Source organism: Staphylococcus sp. CoH_129_LAB_1 (assembly GCF_058191515.1).
The window spans coordinates 43,976-66,517 of the sequence record NZ_JBXWKZ010000008.1 but is presented as its reverse complement, the minus strand read 5'-3'; the positions used below and the strand labels follow the sequence as shown (position 1 = coordinate 66,517).

The window sequence follows — 22,542 nt, the reverse complement described above, 5'->3', positions numbered from 1 at the left end:
AAACACCTCCGCATGATTCATTTTAATATGAATTCAACGAAAGTGTTTTTATATCATTCCCACTCATTGGGGTCAGTTCATTATTTACTATGAGTAATAAGTGGGTTCTTTTTATTAATTTAAATATTTAATATTATTCTAATCGCTTAAGTTGATTAATTAATTTTTGACCTTTAAAGTACATGCCAGCATACTCTCTATAAAGCATTATCATTAATTCTGACATTTCATCTAATAAATTTTGGTTGATATTAAAATGATTCATTTTATCAATTGATAAATTCTGTAAAATATCCAATAAGTAAAATGTTTTATTTGATAGTTTTAATGCATAAGGATCATTCATTAATACAGATTCTGAGATTGTTCCATCATATTTGAAACTATAAGCAACAAGTTTAGATTGGTCAGTATCACCAGTAATTGCACAATGATCGAAAAATGCGCCAAAACCAAATTTATTCATACATTTGAGTAATACGATAATCGACATCAATTGAGCTGAATTTCCTTCAGAAATTTTAATTAGTACAAATTCTAACAACTTATAATGGTATAGAGAAACTTCATTTGGTTCTAATGATCGATCAATTGCTTCGACACATAACGTCGCATAACTACTATCAAAAATATCTAATCGTAATTGATAATATTGATTTATGACATCAATAGAACTAAGGGTGCCCATACCTTTCCATTTATTATAAATAAATAAGCCATACACAAAAAGTTGTGTATGAGCTTGTAAACCGGTTTTAGATTTCTTAGCACGTCTTACCATAATAGGAATTTTAGCGCCATGCTCATTTAATATTGTAATAATTTTATCGGATTCACCATAATCTACTGATTTTATGATAATTCCTTTTTGTTTTTCTAACAAAGCATTTCACCGGCTTTTCTATTAATTTTGACTTTAATCTTGATCTTCAATATATCCCATTTGACGTATAAAGTTTACTTTATTTCGCCAATCTTTCTGAACTTTCACCCATAATTCGAGGTACACTTTTGATCCAAGAAGCATTTCAATGTCACGTCGAGCTCTTTTACCTACTTCTTTAAGCTTCTTTCCACCCTTACCTATAACAATTCCTTTTTGAGAATCACGTTCTACAAAAATAGTTGCTTCAATTCTTACTCTTTCTTCATTTTCCTTAATCATTCTGTCTACATTTACCCCTATTGCATGGGGAATTTCTTCGCTTGTTAGATGTAAGATTTTCTCTCGAATAATCTCACCTACTACAAATTGTTCAGGATGATCCGATATTTGGTCATCAGGGTAATATTTTGGACCTTCAGGTAAGTAATCTTTAAGCACATCAATAAAATGCTCTACATTCAAACCTTCAAGTGCCGAAATTGGTACGATTTCAGTAAAATCCATATAGCTTTTATATTTTTCAATTTTAGGCATGAGTGCATCAGGATGAACTAAATCAATTTTATTTAGTACTAGAAATACCGGCGTTTTAACATTTTTTAACATTTCCATTATATATTCGTCACCACGACCAATATCTTCATTTACATTTACCATAAACATAATAGCATCAATTTCTGATAGCGTATTTTTAGCTACGCGCATCATATAATCTCCTAATTTATGCTTAGGTTTATGAATACCTGGTGTATCTAAAAATATGATTTGAGCATCTTCTCTTGTCATTACTCCTTGAATTTTATTTCTTGTTGTTTGAGCCTTATCAGACATAATTGCAATTTTATGTCCAATGACTCTATTCATAAATGTGGATTTACCCACGTTTGGTCTCCCTATAATAGATATAAATCCTGATTTGTGTTCTGTCATTTATTCTAAATCCTTTCCTGAAAAGCCGTGAGGTAATAGTTCTGCTACAGTTGATTCAATCATCTCACCTTTATGATTTGTCATATAAACAGGCATATCATCATCACATAGTTCTTTTAAAACTTGACGACATGTTCCACATGGTGATGATGGATGTTCAGCGTCAACAGTAACTGTTATTGATTCAAAATCTCCAGGTCGATACCCTTCTGAAATTGCAGCTACTAAACTAGATCGTTCTGCACAAATCGTTGCTGGATAAGCTGCATTTTCAACATTTGATCCATAAAAATGACGACCGTCTTTTGTTTTTAAATATGCCCCTACCTTAAAATGACTATAAGGTGCATAAGCACGTTGCTGAGCTTTTCTTACTTCTTGAAAATAATACGATTGATAACTCATTTTATTGTCCCCTTTAGAAAAAGATGTGAGGTATAAAAATAATTAAACCAATAATCAGTGCGAAAATCGAAACAATCATAACGCTAAAGGCAGCAATATCTTTAGCATGTTTAGCTAATATATGATAGTCAGAAGTAACTAAATCTACGACGCATTCTATAGCTGTATTTACAGCTTCAAGAGTAAGTACCAAAGTGATACTTAACAAAATAAACATCCATTCTACAGATGAAAGTTTTACAACTATTCCTAAAATAATAGTTATAAATGCGAGTATTAAATGTATTAGATAATTGTGATCTTTTTGAAGAAGTATTTTTAAACCATCAAAAGTATATTTAAATCGTTTAAAAAATTTAATCTCTAGTCAATCCGTATGCGTTTAAAATTTCTTTTTGACGTCCAAACATTTCTTTTTCATCTTCTTCATTCATATGATCATAACCTAATAAGTGTAAAAATCCATGTAATGCTAAAAAACCAAGTTCTCTTTCAAACGAATGATTATAAGAATCAGCTTGTTCTTTAGCTACATCGGTACAAATAATAATATCTCCTAACACTCTAGGAATATCTAAACCAATGATATTCGGTTCATCTTCTTCAAGTGCAAAAGAAATGACATCAGTTACTTTATCTTTATCTCTATAATTTTTATTTATTTCTTGAATTTCATCTTTATTTACAAAAGTAACTGATAACTCAGCATCTTCATGAATGTTTTCTTTTTCTTTAGCAAAGTTAATTAAGTTTTCAATTTGATGATACCATTCATCTTTGACTAAGTTTGTATGATCAGTGAAATCAATAGTAAACATTTAATTGTCTCCTTCATAACGTTCGATAATTTTACTTACCAATGGATGTCGTACGACATCACTCTGATCTAATTCCATAATACTTATTCCCTTAACACCGCGAAGATTTTTTATAGCTTCTTTTAAGCCACTTTTAATACCTTTAGGTAGGTCAATTTGAGTTTGGTCTCCAGTTACAACCATTTTTGAGCCAAATCCTAAACGAGTTAAAAACATTTTCATTTGTGCATGTGTTGTATTTTGAGCTTCATCTAAAATGACAAATGCATCATCTAGAGTTCTACCTCTCATATACGCTAGGGGTGCAATTTCAATTGTACCTCGTTCAATGAAACGTGCTGTTTGCTCTCTACCTAGAACAGTATTTAAACCATCATAAAGCGGTCTTAAATATGGGTCAACTTTTTCCTTTAAATCTCCTGGTAAAAAACCTAACGATTCCCCAGCTTCAACAGCCGGTCTTGTTAAAACGATTCTTTTTACATTTCCTTTTCTTAATTGTTTTGCAGCATACACAACTGCGAGAAAAGTCTTACCTGTTCCAGCAGGACCTATACCAAATACTAAATCATTACGTTTCATAGCATTAATATAGAGACGTTGGCCCATTGTTTTTGCTCGAATTGTTTTACCAAAGGCATCTTTAGTAATCTCTTCATCATATAAATCTAATAGATATTGAATTGTATCATTTTGAGCCATTTTTATGGCAGCCTCAACATCTTTTAATGTAATTGAATGTCCTAACTCAATTACTTTTAATAAATTTTTAAGAACTAATTCTGCTTTTTCAACATGCTCTAATACTTGACCTTTTACTGCAATTTCTTGCCCACGAGCATGTATGATAACATCAAATGCTTCTTCAATAGACTTTAAGTGTTCATCATGATTACCTATTAAAGCTTGAGCATGATTGATGTCATCTATTTGAATTATTCCTGGCATAAAAGCGCTCCTTTTCACAAAAACATATTCATTAATAATTATTCTTTCATATAAATTTTACTAAACTATGATAAAGTATACAAATTTAAATGTTTTAAATAAATAATTAGATTAGAATGATATTTCAAAAAAGTACCCGGTTATCAATAGTTATTTTTGACATTTTTTAATATATCGGTTGCTGAAACAAAAACCATTTTGAATTCGTCATTCCAGCATCGAACCAATGTTGGACTTATATTTTTTAAATTCTTTTATATTGGGGATTCAGGACTAAAAATGAAAAAAAGAATATTAGATGCGTATTTTCACTTTAATCATCAACTGATACATATTAAAAATACCTGAGACATCTAATTATGTCCCAGGTTCTCATTTCCTTATAATTTTTTAGGTTTATTTAATATTTCTTGCCAAATAATACCATCAACTATTGGATCGTTATCAAATTGAAATGTTTGATGTGTCATACTTTTCTCAATAGATTTAATATTGAGCAATTGATTCAATTTATAACGTTTTGTTCTTTCAGATAAATACTTATCATTAATAATTTCTTTAGCTTTCTTTTCAATCAAAGAAAGTTGTTTTTCTTTTTCTTTGTCAATTTCAGTTCTCACATTAAATAATTCTTTTGATAGTGAATCCTCTAACCGTTTTTTTATATCTTTTTCACTTTGATTTCTTTCTCGTGAAGGTGAATTACTATCTTTAGAAGTTATTTCTTTACTATGAGATTGTTTGGGTTCAAATCGTTTTAACTCTCCATTTTCACTTTCAGTCGCAATTTCTTTTTCAAAACTTTTATCACGATATACGGTTGTTTTTTTGGATGAAGGTTTTGGTGATGACGTTTTTTTATTTTGTTCTTCTTCATCAAATTCTGATGCTAACTCATTAAAAGTCTCTTCTATTTGTTCAAAAACATTCTTTTTTCTTGGGATGTCTTCCGTAGGCTTTTGGGTATTTTTAGGTGGAGGCGTTTGATTTTTTCGTTGTTCATGACTTTTATCTCTCATTGCACTTATACCAGTAACAATAACAGAGATAACGAATATAATAATTCCAATATTCATTTAATCACCCCTCTATTTAATTTGGTGATTCATCGTCATTTTGTTCGGTACGTTTATTAATAGCGTTTCTCATACCTGTGTCTGCTTCTACATTTTTTAAATTATAATAATCTTTTACACCGATATTACCTTTACGTAAAGCTTCAGCCATTGCTAATGGTACTTCTGATTCAGCTTCTACTACCTTAGCACGCATTTCTTGTACACGCGCTTTCATTTCTTGTTCAGAGGCAACAGCCATTGCACGTCGCTCCTCAGCTTTAGCTTGAGCAATATTTTTATCTGCTAGTGCTTGTTCAGTTTGTAAATCAGCACCAATATTTTTGCCAATATCTACATCTGCAATATCAATAGATAAAATTTCAAAAGCTGTACCTGAATCGAGTCCTTTACTTAATACTGTTTTAGAAATATTATCAGGATTTTCAAGTACTTGTGTATGATGTTCACTAGAACCAATTGTAGAAACAATACCTTCACCAACTCGAGCAATAATTGTTTCTTCTCCAGAACCACCTACAAGTCTTGAAATATTAGCTCTTACAGTAATTCTAGCTTTAGCTTTAACTTCGATACCGTTCATCGCAACACCGGTAATAAATGGAGTTTCGATCACTTTGGGATTAACAGACATTTGAACAGCTTCTAAAACATCTCGTCCCGCTAAGTCTATTGCGGCACCTCTTTCAAAAGGTAAATTGATATCTGCACGTTGGGCTGCTATGTTGGCATCCACTACTCTATCTACATTACCACCAGCAAGATAATGAGATTCTAATTGATTTGTTGTTAAATTTAATCCTGCTTTATGAGCTTTAATAAGAGGACCTATCACTTTACGAGGAGATACTCTACGAAGTCGCATTCCTACAAGTGTAGCAATACTAACTTTTACTCCTGCAGCAATAGCAGAAATCCATAACCCTACTGGTACAAACGAAAATAGTAATAATAAAGCAACTATTATAATAATTGCAATAATTATGATTCCAATATTTAACATTGAATCTACTCCTTTTATATTTCTCTTACAACCACTCTACTACCTTCTACCTCTAGAATTTTTACTTTTTTATTTCTTAAGATAAAAGTACCGTCTGAAACAGCATCAATTCTTTTGTCATCTAATGTTATGATTCCAGCAGGTCTTAAATCAGTAGTAGTATATGCAGTTTTTCCAACTAAGTAAGAACGATCATCGTGAGATCTATAACCAGCTTCAGTATTCGTTGAATCATTCAATACCACTTTATTAAAAAACGGTATTTTGCGATTAAATATTTTCACTAAAATCACCCATTCTATAATAGAAAATATTAAAGCGATAGCGACATTAAATAGCATAACTAGAATATTATTTCCTAACATAATCATACTAACAATAATAAGTGCTACCCCAATGATTCCAATCACTGCTCCGACAATGAATAATTCGATTATTACTAAAATAATACCTATGAAAAATAATAAAACTGAAATCAAATTGACGTCGCCACTAATTAAGAATCCTAGAAATAGAACAAGTAAAGCTAGAGAGGCTAAAATACCTGCAAAGTTTATCCTTTTAGAATAAAGTTGGTATAAAAAACCTAAAAAGATAATACATGTAAGAATTAATGAAAAAATAGGGTTTACAATAATATTAGAAATATCATTCAACCAAGAATAATTCAATGAAGCAAAAGTTTTGCCGATATGTATCGAGCTTATACTTATCATTATCTCACCTCGCTCTCAATTTAAATTATACATGAAATAAATAATATATTATAGTATTACAGTTACATAAAAAAACTCTCAATTAGTTAAACTAATTGAGAGTATATATAATTAACATTCGTGTTGAGGGAGTCAACAGAGCTATTAATTATTTGAATTTACGTTTACGTGCAGCTTCAGATTTTTTCTTACGTCTTACACTTGGTTTTTCGTAAAATTCACGTTTACGTACTTCTTGGATTGTACCACTTTTAGATACTGAACGTTTAAATCTACGTAATGCATCTTCAAGTGATTCGTTTTTACGTACTACTGTTTTAGACATCTGTATTTCCCTCCCTCCAAATATCAACGAAACTTAAAGTCAATAATTGCATAGAAATTATTAACTATGCTTTTTTTAGTATAATATATGAAATAATTATGGTCAATTATAAATCTTTATAATTTTAAAAATTTATAATAATACGCCTTCTTCTGTTTTATTAGAAGCGTGATTAACGATTCTAACTGCACTACCGATATTAATTGGATAATCAGCTTTATTAATTTTAACTTTAACAATCTCTCCGATTAACGCTTCGTTACCCTTAAATTCAACTTTCATATAATTGTCAGCGTAACCAACTAATGTACCTTCAGTTTCTCCAGCTTCTTCTGGAATTACTTCTAAAACTTCGTTTTCAAATTTTGATGCGTATTCTTTAGCCAGTTGATCGCTTAAAGCGATAAGTTTATGCACACGTTCATTTTTAATCGACTCATCAATTTGATCATCCATACGTGCAGCAGGTGTGCCAATACGTTGTGAATACGGGAAAACATGTAACTCTGAGAATTTATGTTTAACTATAAAATCATACGTTTCTTGGAATTCTTCTTCAGTTTCTCCTGGAAAACCTACTATAACATCACTTGTTACCGCTAAATCAGGTAGAGCATAATGTAATTTAGTTAATCTTTCTGAAAAATGTTCCATAGTGTATTTTCGGCGCATACGTTTTAATACTGTATCTGAACCTGATTGTAATGGAACATGTAAATGTCTAACTACTTTATTAGAATGTTTTAGCACATCAATTACTTCGTCAGTGAGTTGACTTGCCTCGATTGAAGAAATTCGAATTCTTTCTAAACCATCGATTTGATCAAGATCTCTGAGTAATTGAGCTAAATTATAATTTTTTAAATCTTGACCGTATCCACCTGTATGAATACCTGTTAATACAATTTCTTTATATCCAGATTGAACTAATTGAGTTGCTTGTTCAACTACTTTTTTAGGATCTCTGGAGCGCATTAAACCACGTGCCCAGGGAATAATACAAAACGTACAAAAGTTATTACAACCTTCTTGAATTTTTAGAGATGCACGAGTTCTATCCGTAAAGTATGGTACATCTAGTTCTTCATATGTACGATTTTTCATGATATTTCCAACGCCATTAATTGGTTGACGTTCTTCTCTAAATTGATCAATATAACCAAGTAATTTATGTCTGTCTTGAGTACCAACAACGACATCGACGCCTGGAATATCCATAATTTCTGCAGAAGATGTTTGTGCATAACAACCTGTAACACATACTACTGCATCAGGATTACGACGAATTGCTCTTCTAATAACTTGTCTACTTTTTTTATCACCTGTATTAGTCACTGTACAAGTATTAATCACATATACATCTGCATTTGTTTCGAAATCTACTCTATCATAATTAGCATCTTTAAATAATTGCCATATTGCTTCAGTTTCATAATGGTTTACTTTACAACCTAAAGTATGAAACGCTACTGTTGCCATTCAATTCACCCCATCAATTCTTTCTCAAAACTTATAGCACTAAGCGCATATAGCGGCGCAGTTTCTGCTCTTAATATTCTAGGACCTAAACCGACGTTTAAGCTCACATCTCTAAAGAGGTCGATTTCCTTTTCTGAAAAACCGCCTTCAGGTCCAAATATAATTAACACACGATCATTCATTTGAAAGTTGTTTAAAATATTTTTAAATCGACTTTTTTCACCATGTTTGGCTTCGTCTTCATATGCTATTAACACATAGTCATAATTATTTATGGTATCATAAATTACTTTTAAATTCGACTGAAAATTAACATCTGGAATAATAAGTCTATAACTTTGTTCAGCAGCTTCTTTAACAATTTTTTGCCATCTATCTATTTTCTTTTGAATCTTATTTTCTTGTAGTTTCACTATTGATCTGTCCATACCCACTGAAATAAAATGATTTGCTCCTAATTCAGTACTCTTTTGAAGTAACCATTCATATTTATCAGCTTTTATTAAACCACTACAAATTGTTACATCAACTGGTAATTCAGTATCGATATCCAATTGATTTATTGGTGAAACTTCAATTTGATTAGAACTAATATTTGTGATTTTAGTAATAAATACCTTTTTATCATTAAAATTAATTATAATTTTGTTACCAATCGTATTTCTCATTACATTCTTGATATGATGTATATCTTCTTCATTGGTAATAAAAAAACGCTGATTTTCATCAGCGTTTTGATTGATAAAGTATCGTTGCAAATTATTCACTCACTTTCTGACCAACAATGCAAACCCATCCATTGTCATGATTGATTGATACAATATTAAATCCGACACGCTTCATATGTGAAAGTATATCTTCATGCTTTTCTTCTATAATACCTGAAGTTATAAAATAACCGTCTTCATTTAGAGTATTATAAGCATCTTCAATCATTTCATCAATAATATGAGCTAAAATATTTGCGATAACTACATCAAATTTTTCATTTTCCTCTTTTAATAGATTACCAGGAACAGCTTCAATAGCATTTTCACAATGATTTTTTCTGAAGTTCTCTTTAGCCACACTAACAGCCATTTCGTCTATATCTAAGGCCTTAATTCTTTTAACACCTATTAAATGACTAGCGATACTTAATATACCAGAGCCTGTGCCAACATCAATGACTGAGAAATCTGGTGTTACATAACTTTCAATTGCTTTTAAACACATACTTGTTGTTGGGTGATCTCCAGTACCAAATGCCATTCCAGGATCTAATTCTATACACAACTCGTCTTCTGATTCTTTAGAATAGTCTTCCCAACTTGGAACAATCGTAAATCTTTCAGAACTTCTAAAAGGATGAAAATAATTTTTCCATTCATTTGCCCAATCTACTTCAGCAATAACCTTTTCTGAAAATTCAACAACCGAAGAGTCTATAAGTTCCATATTTAATATCTCATTTATTAATTTATCTTTAAATTGAGTATTATATTTTAACTCGTTAAAGTATGCTTTTAATCTCACCCCATGCTCAGGGTAATCTTCTTTTTTTAATTCGTATATTTCACCAAATTTATCAGCAGGTTGATTAATTAAGTCATCAGAATCTTCTATAACTACTCCATTTGAACCATAGTTTTCCAACAAATCAGTGACGAAAGGTTCAGCTTCATGATTTACAGTTACTGCAAATTCTGTCCAATTCATGACTACTCTCCTCTAAAGAATTTACGAGCTTTGTCTTTAAAATTAGTAGGTTGTTCTTCTGGATTTTCACCACTGATTTCCGCAAATTCTCTCATTAATTCTTTTTGTCTATCAGTCAGTTTAGTTGGTGTGACAACTTTTATATTAACAAATAAGTCACCATATCCATATCCGTGAACATTTTTAACACCTTTCTCTTTAAGACGGAATTGTTTTCCATTTTGAGTACCGGCAGGAAGCGTAAGCATTACATTACTTTTTAGAGTTGGTACTTTAATTTCATCGCCAAGTGAAGCTTGTGGGAAGCTAACGTTAAGTTCATAGAATAAATCATCGCCGTCTCTTCTGAATTTATCAGATGGTTTAACACGGAAAACTACATAAAGATCACCGTGTGGGCCACCATTTTCGCCAGGTGCACCTTCACCTGCAAGACGAATTTGTTGTTCATTGTCTACACCTTCAGGTACAGTTACTTCTAATTTTACTGTTTTATTTTCAGTACCTTTACCATGACAAGTTGGACATGGTTCTTCAAACTCTTGACCAGTGCCATCACATTTAGGACAAGTTTGTTCAGTTCTCACGCGTCCTAAAATTGTATTTTGTTCGACAGATACATGACCTGATCCATTACAATAGCTACATGTTTTTTTACTAGTACCTGGTTTGGCACCATCGCCATGACATGTATGACAAGTAACGTCTTTTCGAATAGAAATTTCTTTTTTAGTACCAAAAACAGCTTCTTCAAACTCTAAAGTCATAGTATATTGTAAGTCGTCACCTTTTCGAGGCGCATTTGGATCTCTTTGACGTGAACCACCAAAGAATGAACTAAATATATCTTCAAAGCCTCCACCGAAGCCACTGAAGTCTTGACCGCCAAATCCTTGGCCACCAAATCCACCTTGGGCACCACTATGGCCAAATTGGTCGTAATTTGCACGTTTATTGTCATCACTTAGAATTTCATATGCTTCAGAAATTTCTTTAAATTTTTCATCAGCGCCTTCTTCTTTATTTATATCCGGATGATATTTTTTTGATAATTTACGATATGCTTTTTTAATTTCATCTTTTGAAGCATCTTTACTTACACCAAGAACTTCATAGTAATCTCTTTTAGCCACAAGTATCTCTCCTTTTCTAAATTTTAATATTTTAGCACATACTCCAGTATCTTAACTATAAAAGAAAAAGTCAAAGCCAATGTTCAATTGACTTTGACTTTTTGGCTTCTATTTATAAAGGTTTACATAGTAAACGTTATAAACGATTAGCTTTATTTTTTATCTTCGTCGTCTTTAACTTCTTTGAACTCAGCATCTTCAACATTGCTGTCATTTGATTGTTGTGAACTATCTTGTTCTTGTGCTTGTTGTTGAGCTTGTTGAGCTTGTTGGTATACTTTAGCAGATAATTCTTGAATTACTTGTTCTAATTCTTCTTTTTTAGCTTTAATATCATCTAAATCTTGACCTTCTAATGCTGATTTAAGTGCATCTTTTTTGCTTTCAGCATTTGATTTATCTTCTTCACTGATATTTTCGCCTAAGTCTTTTACTGTTTTTTCAACTTGGAATACTAAGCTATCTGCTTCATTTCTTAAGTCTACTTCTTCACGACGTTTTTTATCTGCCTCAGCGTTTTCTTCAGCATCTTTAACCATACGATCAATTTCTTCGTCAGATAACGCAGAGCTTGATTGAATAGTGATATTTTGTTCTTTATTTGTACCTAAGTCTTTTGCAGTAACGTTTACGATACCATTTTTATCAATATCAAATGTGACTTCAATTTGAGGTACACCACGTGGAGCTGGTGGAATATCAGTTAATTGGAATCTGCCTAATGTTTTGTTATCTGAAGCCATTGGACGCTCACCTTGTAATACGTGAATGTCTACTGCTGGTTGATTGTCTGCTGCTGTTGAATATACTTGAGATTTTGATGTTGGAATAGTTGTATTACGTTCAATTAACGTATTCATACGACCACCCATAATTTCGATACCTAATGATAAAGGAGTTACGTCTAATAATACAACGTCTTTAACATCACCAGTGATTACGCCACCTTGGATAGCAGCACCCATTGCAACAACTTCATCTGGGTTTACACCTTTATGAGGGTCTTTACCAATTTCATTTTTAACTGCTTCTTGTACTGCAGGAATACGAGTTGAACCACCAACTAAGATAACTTCATCAATTTCAGATGTAGATAAGCCTGCATCTTTAAGAGCTTGACGAGTTGGTTCCATTGTTCTTCTGATTAATGAATCAGCTAATTCTTCAAATTTAGAACGAGTTAAGTTGATTTCTAAGTGTAATGGACCATTTTCTCCAGCTGAAATAAATGGTAATGAAATTTGTGTTTGAGATACACCAGATAAGTCTTTTTTAGCTTTTTCTGCAGCGTCTTTAAGACGTTGTAACGCCATTTTATCTTGTGATAAGTCAACACCATTTTCTTTTTTGAATTCAGATACTAAATAGTCAATAATCACTTGGTCAAAGTCGTCACCACCAAGTTTGTTATCACCAGCAGTTGATAATACTTCAAATACACCGTCACCTAGTTCAAGAATAGAAACGTCAAAAGTACCGCCACCTAAGTCAAATACTAAAACTTTTTGATCTTGTTCAGTTTTATCTAACCCATAAGCCAATGCTGCAGCTGTTGGTTCATTAATGATACGTTCTACTTCTAAACCAGCAATTTTACCAGCATCTTTAGTAGCTTGACGTTCAGCATCATTGAAGTAAGCAGGAACAGTAATTACTGCTTTATCTACTTTATCTCCTAAATAACTTTCAGCAGTATTTTTTAAGTTTTGTAAAATCATTGCTGAGATTTCTTGAGGTGTATATGATTTACCGTCAATATCAACTTTATAATCTGTACCCATATGACGTTTGATAGATTGTACAGTGTTTGGGTTAGTGATTGCTTGACGTTTAGCAACTTCACCTACTTGAGTTTCACCATTTTTAAATGCTACAACTGATGGAGTAGTTCTAGCACCTTCAGGATTTTGAATTACTTTAGGTTCGTCTCCTTCTAATACAGATACGCATGAATTTGTAGTACCTAAGTCAATACCTATTACTTTACTCATAATAAAATTCCTCCAGTTTTAAAATTTTATTTTAATTTCAAATCTTATTGATTAACTTTAACCATAGATGGTCTTAAAACTCTATCTTTCAATTTATACCCTTTTTGTAATTCTTGAGTAATTTCACCAGAATTAAAATCAGGATTATCATCTTGAACAACAGCTTGATGGAAATTTGGATCGAATTCTTGACCTTCAGATTCAATTTCTTCTAAACCATTGTCTTTTAATGCTCTTAATAAGCTTTCATGAACCATTTGAACGCCTTTTTTGAGTGATTTAAATGATTCGTCATCACCTTCAATTTGAAGTGCACGTTCAATATTATCAATAGTAGGTAAAATATCAGTAAGCACACGTTGAGCTTGATATTTTTTGTTCGTTTCATTTTCATTTCGAATTCGACGCTTATAATTTTCGAATTCAGCATATAATCTTAAATATTTTTCTTCATTTTCATCTGCTTTTAATTGTAATTGTTGAATTTCATCTTCTTTAGATTGATCATTATTACTTTCAGAAGTAGATTCATTATTTAATTCTTCTTCAGAATTATTATTTTCTACATCATAAGAAGATGAAGTTTCATTTTTAATTGCTTCATTTTCTTTAGTAGTTTCAGTGTTATTTTTCACTGATTCGTCTTTTTCTGTCATTTTATGCCCTCCAATATAATTACAATTAGATTCACCATATTTGATTAAGTAATTGAATCACATTTTGATAATGCATTGCAGTTGGTCCGATAACCGCAATTTGTCCTTTTAGTGCATCATCAAAATGGTACTGGCTCGTTATAATTGAAATATCACTTAACCCTTCATCTATTTCGTGGCCAATTTTAACATTGATTTCAGATGAAGAAATATCTTCAAGTAATTCAATGATTTTTTCTGATTCTAAATATTGTAAGATTGGCTGAATAGAAGAAACATTGGTTTCGTTCAGTGCATCAATAAGTTTAACCTTCCCCCCCATAAAAATGCTATTACTTTGTTTATGGAGATGAGAAGTTAACATGATAGTTAATTCGTTTATAAAGGATTGTTCCTCTATAGAATTTGTGAATTGTTTTAATTTCTTATTAAAATTATATTGACGTTTATTATAATTATCAGTCAAAAAATTTGAAATACTGATCAATCTATCATCATCAAACTTCATTGATACACTTAAATGTAAATGTTCTACATGTCCAGAATTATAGATGATGACCATTATAATTATAGACGAATTTGCACGAATCAAATGAACATTATTTATAATATCTGTTTTGTGATTAGGTCGAACAACCAACGTTGCATATTGAGATTTTATTGATAATTCATTAGCAAAATAACTAAGTGCTGAGGAAATATCATAATGATTCTCAATCAAAAGTTGATTTAAACGTTGAACTTTATTTTGTTTTTGATGAGATGTCTGTTTTAACAATTGATTGACGTATAATCTAAAACCTTGTTCAGAAGGTGCACGCCCAGAAGAAGAATGTCTTTTTTCTAAAAAACTCAATTCTTCTAAATGTTTCATTTCATTTCTAATAGTAGCTGGGCTTACATTTAAGTTATGTCTATCAATTAAGGTTTTAGAACCTATCGGTTGTCCTAAATCAACATAATCTTCAACAATTGCATTTAAAATGCTTAATTGTCTATTTGTAATCATGTCTTCACCTCATTAGCACTCTTTTATCTCAAGTGCTAATTATAATTTAACAAATTGGTCAAAGTAAGTCAACGTTAAAACTCTTATTTTTAAAAAAATTATTAATTTAATAAAAATGCTTCAAAAACTTCATTTCCAATGATTTTTCCCCTATTTGTCAAAGAAACATGATTATCTTTTTCATGGAGTAAATGCTTCCTTTTTAGATCATCTATTTTCTTACCAAATACTTTATCAATTGATGTACCAAACTTTGAAAGAAATTTTTCTTTATTGACACCTTTATTCATTCTTAATCCTAAAAACATTTCTTCTTCCATTCTTTCTGACTGAGTAGGAAAATTGGACGTTAAAATAGGTCGTCGATGATTGTTAATAGCATTGATGTAATGATTAACAGGATTGAGATTCGAATAACGCTCACCATTTACATATCCACTTGCGCCTGCTCCAAAACCATAATATTCTTCATTTAACCAATAAGTCATATTATGTCTTGATTCATGATGAGACTTAGCAAAATTTGAAATTTCATATTGTTTAAATGAAGTTTCTCCTAAAACATTCATTAAATATTGGTACATTTCAGCACCCAGATCTTCGTTTGGCAATTTCAGTTTACCTTTTCTATACATATTATAAAATTGTGTTTTAGGTTCTAAAATTAATCCATAACTTGAAATATGATCTATATCCATTTGTATTGCTCTATTTAGACTCTCTGAAAAATCTTCTAATGTTTGAGTTGGTAAATGATACATTAAGTCCAAACTAATTGATTCAATATTTACTTTTCTAGCATAGTCAACAGCATTATATATATCTTGAGTTTGATGTGTTCTACCTAAAATTTTTAGTAATTCAGGCTTAAATGTTTGTACACCCATTGAAATTCTATTTACACCGTATGATTTCAGTAATTTCACTTTATCTAATGTTAGTTCATCGGGGTTTGCTTCAAACGTATATTCACCTTTAATTGTAAAAGTGGAATTTATTGCTTTTAAAAGTCTTTCAAGTTGCTTGTCATTTAAAGATGTAGGTGTACCTCCTCCAACATACATTGTTTCAAGATTTCTAATTTCACTTGTTTTCATTTCTTTTATTAATGCAGAAATATACTCATCTACCGGTTGTTTGTTGATGAAGTACTTATTAAAATCACAATAAGTACAAATTCTAACGCAAAATGGTATATGAATATATGCACTTTTTATTGACATGATTACACCCTCATTTCAAGTTTTTTAAAAACACAAACGAGGTTGGAACGCATGTTTGTGTGTTCCAGCCTCGCATTAATAATTTATTCATCATCCATTTTAAGAACAGCTAAGAAAGCATCTTGTGGTATTTCTACATTACCAACAGCTTTCATTTTTGCTTTACCAGCTTTTTGTTTTTCTAGCAATTTTCGTTTACGACTGATATCTCCACCATAACACTTAGATAACACGTTTTTACCCATAGATTTAATATTAGTTCGGGCTACAATTTTTTGACCAATTGCAGCTTGAACTGGAACTTCGAATTGTTGTCTAGGAATAAGTGTTTTTAATTTTTCAACAAGAGCTTTTCCTCGTTCATATGCAAAATCCCTGTGAACGATAAAGCTAAGTGCGTCTACTTTATCACCATTTAATAGAATATCCATTTTAACTAAATTACTTTCTTTATTTTCTATAAATTCATAATCAAAAGAAGCATAGCCTTTTGTATTAGATTTTAATTGGTCAAAGAAATCAAACACAACTTCAGACAGTGGGATTTCATAGACTATATTCACTCGTATATCATCTAAGTAATCCATGTTTATAAATTGTCCGCGTTTACGTTGACATAATTCCATTACTGCTCCAACATAGTCATTTGGCACCATCATTGTCGCTTTTACATATGGTTCATAAATCGCTTTAATTCTATCACGTTCAGGCATTTGAGCTGGATTATCAACTGTAACTTCTGAACCATCATTCATTTCACATTTATATATAACTGAAGGTGCAGTAGCTATTAATTCTATTCCAAACTCTCTTTCAATTCTTTCTTGTATGATTTCCATATGTAACATACCTAAGAATCCAGTTCTAAATCCAAAACCTAATGCTTGTGATGATTCTGGTTCGAATTCTAATGATGCATCATTTAACTGAAGTTTTTCAAGAGCTTCTCTTAAATCATTATAATCTTTATTATCAATTGGGAACAATCCGCAATAAACCATTGGGTTCATCTTTTTATATCCTTTTAAAGGAGCATCTGCTGGTCTATCTGCATGAGTGATAGTATCACCAACACGTGAATCGTCGACATTTTTAATACTTGCAATAATATATCCAACATCACCAACAGTAAGTTCTTCAACTGGTAATTGTTTAGGAGTATTAATCCCTACCTCAGTAACTTCAAACTCTTTTCCTGTTGCCATCATTTTGATACGATCTCCAGCTTTTACTACACCTTCCATTACTCGAATAGAAGAAATAACACCACGATAAGGATCGTACTCTGAATCAAAAATAAGAGCTTTAAGCGGTGCACTAGGATCTCCTTCTGGTGGGGGAATGGCTTCTACGATTTGTTCTAAAATTTCATCTATACCAATATTTGATTTAGCACTTGCTAACACAACATCATCTTTATCTAAGCCAATAACGTCTTCTAATTCTTGCTTTACTCTTTCAGGTTCAGCTGCAGGTAGATCTATTTTATTTACAACCGGTAATAGTTCTAAATCATTATCTAGTGCTAAGTAAACATTGGCAAGAGTTTGAGCTTCTATACCTTGTGCAGCGTCAACTACTAATATAGCGCCTTCACATGCAGCTAATGAACGAGAAACTTCATATGAGAAATCGACGTGCCCTGGAGTATCGATTAAATGAAATGTATAAGTCTGTCCATCTTTAGCTTCATATTTTAATCTAACAGCATTTAATTTAATTGTAATACCACGTTCTCTTTCAAGATCCATTGAATCAAGTAATTGATTTTGCATTTCTCTAGTTTCAACAGATTTAGTATTTTCTAAAATTCTATCTGCTAACGTTGATTTACCATGATCAATATGAGCAATTATAGAAAAGTTTCTTATATTATCTCTTCGGTTATAGCGTTCTTGCATATCCATAACTTATCATTCTCGCTTTCATAAATTTACCCGTATATGTATACATCTTTGACATAATATCGTTTTTAATCATTATTTGCAAATTTAAAAGAAAAGAACCATCATCTAAAGATTCTTTAATTTAAGATTTTTCTTAAACTACATAACAATTATAAAGTGTTGCACAAAGGTTTCCAATACCTAATATCATTCTTTTTGTAAATTAATATGTTTAATGTTAATAAATGATTGCACAAATATTCATGTTTTGATAAAATATTTCTTGTTGTAATCAAAATAAAATTTGATATGCTTAGATCACTTTTAGGAGGTGACAGTAATGCCAAATATTAAATCTGCTATTAAACGTGTGAGAACAACTGAAACTGCTGAAGCACGTAATATTTCACAAAAAAACGCTATGCGTACTGCAGTGAAAAATGCTAAATCAGCAATTGAAAATAATGCTGATAACAAAGCCGAATTAGTTAACTTCGCAATTAAATCAGTTGATAAAGCTGCACACAGTAACTTAATTCATTCAAACAAAGCTGACCGCATTAAATCTCAATTAATGTCTTCAAGCAAATAATTATAAAAAAAGTTCAAGCGACTAGCTTGAACTTTTTTTATAATGAAAGAATAAATAATTCTAAAATCAATTGTTTATCCATATAAGATGATTTTAACTTATAATCAGTTTCTGCACATTGATCAATAATATTTAATAAATGAGTTAATTGATAATGTTTTACTTGTTTTAGAGCTAATTTAACGCGATATGGGTGCACATTAATTGTTTTAGCGATTTGTTGTCCGCTATATCCTTTTCCACTTAGAATTTTACATTGATAATATAATCGATAATTACTTGTTATCAGTGCTAATAGTTTAATAGGTTCCTCCTTCATTACTATTAAATCTCTAACAAGTTGAACGGCTTTATATTTTTCTTCCTTTTGTATATATTCAGTTAAAAGAAAAACATTTTGTTCTAAACTTCTATTAATAATCTCTTCAACGTCTTTCTTATTTATAGTTGTTCGGTCTCCTAAGAATAAAATGATTTTTTCTAATTCTTGTGAAACTACATTAAAATTAATACCAGTTAATTCTATAAATAAATCTAATGCATCTTGTTTAATATCTTTAAAGTTTTCATAAAGTTTATTTTTTATCCAATTTTTAATCTCTTGTTCAGACATCTGTTCAACTTTAGCTAGTTTACTTGTCTTTTTTAAAGTCTTAGTAACTTTTTTTCTTTCATCTAATTTATTTTGATATACTTCAAACACGATAAAGTTTTCTCCATCGTATTTTTCTAAAAATTCGTTAACTTGTTCGTTATTCGGTTGGATATCTTTTGCAACTTTTTCTCCCGTAAAGATAAAAGCATTTTTAACAACAATTGCTTTTTTCTCTGAAATAAAAGGCATTGTTAATGCTTCTTCGATAATCTGATTAAAACTTGTATCATACAGATTATATTTAACATAGTTAAAATCGTCTTTTTTTTCATCTAAGTAACTTTCTACGATCTCATTACTTTTTTTCTCAACTAATTCTGGCACTTCTCCGTATATAGCCATTATATTATTAGCCATTTAAACTTGCACCCTTTCAAAATTCTACCATTAAATTATTATAGCATTGTGTAATTATTATTCTCCATCATTAATTTCTATTCAAGGATGATATTAGTTGGTTATCTAAATTTAAAGTGATTTCTCCATCAGTTTGAGTATTATAAATATGTGAATTAATTTTTTCTAATTTATCTATCGTTTCATTATTAGGTAAATGAAAGCTATTATTTTTTCCACTTGAAATTATACTTATTTTAGGTTGGATAACTTTCAAAAATTTTTTTGAACTACTTGTTTTACTGCCATGATGACCAACTTTTAAAACATCAATTAAAGGCAAATGATATTTCTTTAATAATAAATTTTCATTTTCTTCAATAGCATCTCCCATCAATAATAACTTATAATTTTTGTACTCTATTAATGAAATTATACTTTGTGCATTTTTGTCTTCAATTGAGTCAATAAAAGCATTTAAAAAAGAAATTTTGCTGTCTTTCATTTGTATATTATTAATTTTTGATACATCAATAAGTTTTATATGATACATGTTACAAAGTGTATTTATAGTTTTAATTTGTTCTACTGAATAACTTTTTGTATATAAATATAAATTTTTAATTCTTATATTTTGAACTAAATAAGGAAATTCGCCTATATGATCATTATGTGGATGAGTAAGAATTAGGTAATCAATTTGTGAGATTCCTCTAGATTTTAAAGTAGGCATAATATGATATTTCGAAGTATTATGATTATCTTTACTATTTGATTGAACAACCTTACCGCCAGTATCTACCATTACGGTTTCATTATTTTTTGTTTGAAAGAGAAAACTGTCACCTTGACCGACATTTAGAGCAGTGAAAGTCGTAGCTAATGGTTGATTAATTAAATGTATAAATAATACAAATAGGATAATTATAATTAAGAAAGATTTAAATCTTTTATAACATATAAATATAGTTGATAGAGTTAATAGAATGAAACAACAAAGTAGACTTAAATTTGATTGATCAGCGATAGTTATTTGATAATTTCTAAATAAAATGAACAGTTGCATTATTTTATCATGTAATTCAAACAAATGATTTGCAATCCAATTTAATAATTGTAAGTCATTGAAGATATGATAGAAAGTAAATAAAACAATAGCAAGTGGAAAAATAATAAAAGAATATAATGGAACAAATATTACATTAGAAATAAATCCAATCCATTGAAACTGATTAAAGTGATAGATACTAATAATCATTGATGAAAATTGAGCGATAATTGTTATATAAATGTAATTCTTTAAATTTGATTGATTATTAAATAGTGGCATAGAAAGAAGTATAAAAAATGAAATAATGAATGAAAATTGAAAACCGATATCATAAACAAAATTCATATTCCAAATGGCCATAATTAAAAAGACTAACGACAATACGCTAGTAGAAGAAGTTTTAAAAGGCTTTGGAATTATAAAGAAAGTAATAGTAGTTAAAACTGCTCTTAAAGCACTTGGTGCAAAATTGGTATAAAAGATAAATAGTATTAGTATTATAATAATAGAAATTCGAATAAATAATTTAGGAATATTAAATCTAACCAGACTATAGTGAATTATATAAATGATAGTAGCAACATGTGATCCACTGACAGCAAGTAAATGATAAATACCTATGGCTTTAACTGTATCTAAGTATTCTGTATCTATTGCACTAGTATCTCCAGTAATCAAAGCTAAAACTCTCTCGGGGTATTTTAACGAAGAATGATATAACTTGTTTTTAATATAATTTATGTGTTTATTTATAAAATTTATGTGACTAATCTTAGTACAATGTTTATCATCTAATTGATTGATATAAACATAAGTTTCATTATGAATACTATTCGTGATATTACCATTAATTTTACACTCTCGATTTTTTAAATCTTCAGCTTTCAAATATGCACTTTTAAAGGTAAAGTGATAAAGGTTATTATTATATAGAAATTGTCCTTTAATAAGTTGATTAAACTGCTTTATATTATTTTGAAAAATTACTTTTGAGTTTATATTACTGTGGACTTTTAAATTTTGGAGTACTAAGTGATTTGTTTTCAAAGTATGATGTATTTGAAATAGAGCCAGAAAGAAAAACGATAAAATTAACAAATAGTGGTATAAAGGAATACTCTTTTGATACATAATAATTAATATTATAGTGAATATTAAAATTGAAAATAATTTAAGTTGAACCCATAATATACCACTTAAAAAAGAAAGTGCATATAAAACAAAAATCATTCGTTAGTTAAAAATTCAGCTATTTTTTTAGCAGAAAATGGTATTTTTTCGTACTCTATACCTGCTTGATTTAATAATTTAATAGCATATTCATGGTTATGATAGTCTTTTGCATAGTATATTTTTTTAATACCTGCTTGAATAATCGATTTAGTACAGTTTAAACAAGGAAAATGTGTTACATATATCGTTGCATTTTCTGATGATACGCCTTGTTTTGCACATTGTAGCAATGCATTCATTTCAGCGTGGATTGTTCTAATACAATGACCATCTTCTATTAAACATCCGACATCAATGCAGTGAACTTCTCCTGCCACTGAGCCATTATAACCTCCGGCAATTATTCTATTGTCCTTTACAATTGTTGCACCTACTGATAGTCTTTGGCATGTAGAACGAAGTGCAAGTAAATGACTTTGTGCCATAAAATATTCGTCCCATTTTATTCTATCCATAAAGTTCAACTCCTTAAAAATATATATCTATTATAATT

General features: G+C 30.2%; 23 protein-coding genes. 1 reads left to right on the top strand and 22 read right to left on the bottom strand.

Annotated elements, in window-relative coordinates; genetic code table 11:
- Nucleotides 1–133 precede the first annotated feature (133 nt).
- The 19 genes from recO to lepA form a co-directional block, all read right to left on the bottom strand.
- On the bottom strand, nucleotides 134–883 hold the full coding sequence (recO, locus tag AC2FB1_RS04175) for a DNA repair protein RecO (protein WP_490674029.1): 750 nt from the start codon (nucleotides 881–883) through the stop codon (nucleotides 134–136).
- Between the two features lie 33 nt (nucleotides 884–916).
- A complete protein-coding gene (era, locus tag AC2FB1_RS04170; RefSeq protein ID WP_490674027.1) occupies nucleotides 917–1,816 on the bottom strand; it encodes a GTPase Era in 900 nt (299 codons plus the stop codon).
- The gene (gene cdd / locus AC2FB1_RS04165; protein ID WP_490674026.1) at nucleotides 1,817–2,221 is read right to left on the bottom strand and encodes a cytidine deaminase; all 405 of its coding nucleotides are present in this window, start codon (nucleotides 2,219–2,221) and stop codon (nucleotides 1,817–1,819) included. It abuts the gene before it with no gap.
- A 13-nt stretch (nucleotides 2,222–2,234) separates the two neighbouring features.
- A complete protein-coding gene (locus AC2FB1_RS04160; RefSeq protein WP_490674032.1) occupies nucleotides 2,235–2,582 on the bottom strand; it encodes a diacylglycerol kinase family protein in 348 nt (115 codons plus the stop codon).
- Nucleotides 2,578–3,039, bottom strand: coding sequence for an rRNA maturation RNase YbeY (ybeY, locus tag AC2FB1_RS04155; protein ID WP_490674025.1), 462 nt, complete (start codon nucleotides 3,037–3,039; stop codon nucleotides 2,578–2,580). Before ybeY ends, AC2FB1_RS04160 begins: the two co-directional genes overlap by 5 nt.
- A complete protein-coding gene (locus tag AC2FB1_RS04150) occupies nucleotides 3,040–3,987 on the bottom strand; it encodes a PhoH family protein (protein ID WP_490674024.1) in 948 nt (315 codons plus the stop codon).
- 380 nt (nucleotides 3,988–4,367) lie between these two features.
- The gene (locus tag AC2FB1_RS04145) at nucleotides 4,368–5,063 is read right to left on the bottom strand and encodes a hypothetical protein (protein ID WP_490674023.1); all 696 of its coding nucleotides are present in this window, start codon (nucleotides 5,061–5,063) and stop codon (nucleotides 4,368–4,370) included.
- Nucleotides 5,064–5,079: 16 nt separating this feature from the next.
- Entirely contained in the window at nucleotides 5,080–6,066 is a 987-nt protein-coding gene (gene floA, locus AC2FB1_RS04140; protein ID WP_002449729.1) for a flotillin-like protein FloA, read from the bottom strand.
- A gap of 14 nt (nucleotides 6,067–6,080) precedes the next feature.
- A complete protein-coding gene (locus AC2FB1_RS04135) occupies nucleotides 6,081–6,782 on the bottom strand; it encodes an NfeD family protein (protein ID WP_490674021.1) in 702 nt (233 codons plus the stop codon).
- Between the two features lie 148 nt (nucleotides 6,783–6,930).
- Nucleotides 6,931–7,107 carry a 30S ribosomal protein S21 gene (gene rpsU / locus AC2FB1_RS04130; protein WP_002449867.1) on the bottom strand — a complete coding sequence of 59 codons (177 nt, stop codon included), beginning with the start codon at nucleotides 7,105–7,107 and terminating at the stop codon, nucleotides 6,931–6,933.
- A 132-nt stretch (nucleotides 7,108–7,239) separates the two neighbouring features.
- Nucleotides 7,240–8,586 carry a tRNA (N(6)-L-threonylcarbamoyladenosine(37)-C(2))-methylthiotransferase MtaB gene (gene mtaB, locus AC2FB1_RS04125; RefSeq protein WP_490674020.1) on the bottom strand — a complete coding sequence of 449 codons (1,347 nt, stop codon included), beginning with the start codon at nucleotides 8,584–8,586 and terminating at the stop codon, nucleotides 7,240–7,242.
- 5 nt (nucleotides 8,587–8,591) lie between these two features.
- Nucleotides 8,592–9,344 carry a 16S rRNA (uracil(1498)-N(3))-methyltransferase gene (locus AC2FB1_RS04120; RefSeq protein WP_490674019.1) on the bottom strand — a complete coding sequence of 251 codons (753 nt, stop codon included), beginning with the start codon at nucleotides 9,342–9,344 and terminating at the stop codon, nucleotides 8,592–8,594.
- Nucleotide 9,345: 1 nt separating this feature from the next.
- A complete protein-coding gene (gene prmA, locus AC2FB1_RS04115) occupies nucleotides 9,346–10,284 on the bottom strand; it encodes a 50S ribosomal protein L11 methyltransferase (RefSeq protein ID WP_490674018.1) in 939 nt (312 codons plus the stop codon).
- A 2-nt stretch (nucleotides 10,285–10,286) separates the two neighbouring features.
- Complete coding sequence (gene dnaJ, locus AC2FB1_RS04110; RefSeq protein WP_490674017.1) at nucleotides 10,287–11,417, bottom strand: molecular chaperone DnaJ; 1,131 nt, start codon at nucleotides 11,415–11,417, stop codon at nucleotides 10,287–10,289.
- Nucleotides 11,418–11,569: 152 nt separating this feature from the next.
- Complete coding sequence (gene dnaK / locus AC2FB1_RS04105; RefSeq protein WP_490674016.1) at nucleotides 11,570–13,408, bottom strand: molecular chaperone DnaK; 1,839 nt, start codon at nucleotides 13,406–13,408, stop codon at nucleotides 11,570–11,572.
- A gap of 44 nt (nucleotides 13,409–13,452) precedes the next feature.
- Nucleotides 13,453–14,064 carry a nucleotide exchange factor GrpE gene (gene grpE, locus AC2FB1_RS04100; protein ID WP_490674015.1) on the bottom strand — a complete coding sequence of 204 codons (612 nt, stop codon included), beginning with the start codon at nucleotides 14,062–14,064 and terminating at the stop codon, nucleotides 13,453–13,455.
- 31 nt (nucleotides 14,065–14,095) lie between these two features.
- Nucleotides 14,096–15,073: a heat-inducible transcriptional repressor HrcA gene (gene hrcA, locus AC2FB1_RS04095; protein ID WP_490674014.1), complete on the bottom strand. Its 978-nt coding sequence runs from the start codon at nucleotides 15,071–15,073 to the stop codon at nucleotides 14,096–14,098.
- 101 nt (nucleotides 15,074–15,174) lie between these two features.
- Entirely contained in the window at nucleotides 15,175–16,296 is a 1,122-nt protein-coding gene (gene hemW / locus AC2FB1_RS04090) for a radical SAM family heme chaperone HemW (protein WP_490674013.1), read from the bottom strand.
- An 83-nt stretch (nucleotides 16,297–16,379) separates the two neighbouring features.
- On the bottom strand, nucleotides 16,380–18,203 hold the full coding sequence (gene lepA, locus AC2FB1_RS04085) for a translation elongation factor 4 (protein ID WP_490674012.1): 1,824 nt from the start codon (nucleotides 18,201–18,203) through the stop codon (nucleotides 16,380–16,382).
- Between the two features lie 319 nt (nucleotides 18,204–18,522).
- On the opposite strand from lepA, the gene rpsT reads away from it, so the two are divergent.
- Nucleotides 18,523–18,774 carry a 30S ribosomal protein S20 gene (gene rpsT, locus AC2FB1_RS04080; protein ID WP_017176203.1) on the top strand — a complete coding sequence of 84 codons (252 nt, stop codon included), beginning with the start codon at nucleotides 18,523–18,525 and terminating at the stop codon, nucleotides 18,772–18,774.
- 37 nt (nucleotides 18,775–18,811) lie between these two features.
- Here rpsT and holA read toward each other — a convergent pair whose 3' ends face one another.
- The 3 genes from holA to AC2FB1_RS04065 all read right to left on the bottom strand — a co-directional run bounded on the left by holA (nucleotide 18,812) and on the right by AC2FB1_RS04065 (nucleotide 22,504).
- A complete protein-coding gene (holA, locus tag AC2FB1_RS04075) occupies nucleotides 18,812–19,786 on the bottom strand; it encodes a DNA polymerase III subunit delta (RefSeq protein ID WP_490674011.1) in 975 nt (324 codons plus the stop codon).
- 70 nt (nucleotides 19,787–19,856) lie between these two features.
- Nucleotides 19,857–21,947, bottom strand: coding sequence for a DNA internalization-related competence protein ComEC/Rec2 (locus tag AC2FB1_RS04070; protein WP_490674031.1), 2,091 nt, complete (start codon nucleotides 21,945–21,947; stop codon nucleotides 19,857–19,859).
- A 95-nt stretch (nucleotides 21,948–22,042) separates the two neighbouring features.
- Complete coding sequence (locus AC2FB1_RS04065) at nucleotides 22,043–22,504, bottom strand: ComE operon protein 2 (protein ID WP_490674010.1); 462 nt, start codon at nucleotides 22,502–22,504, stop codon at nucleotides 22,043–22,045.
- Nucleotides 22,505–22,542 lie beyond the last annotated feature (38 nt).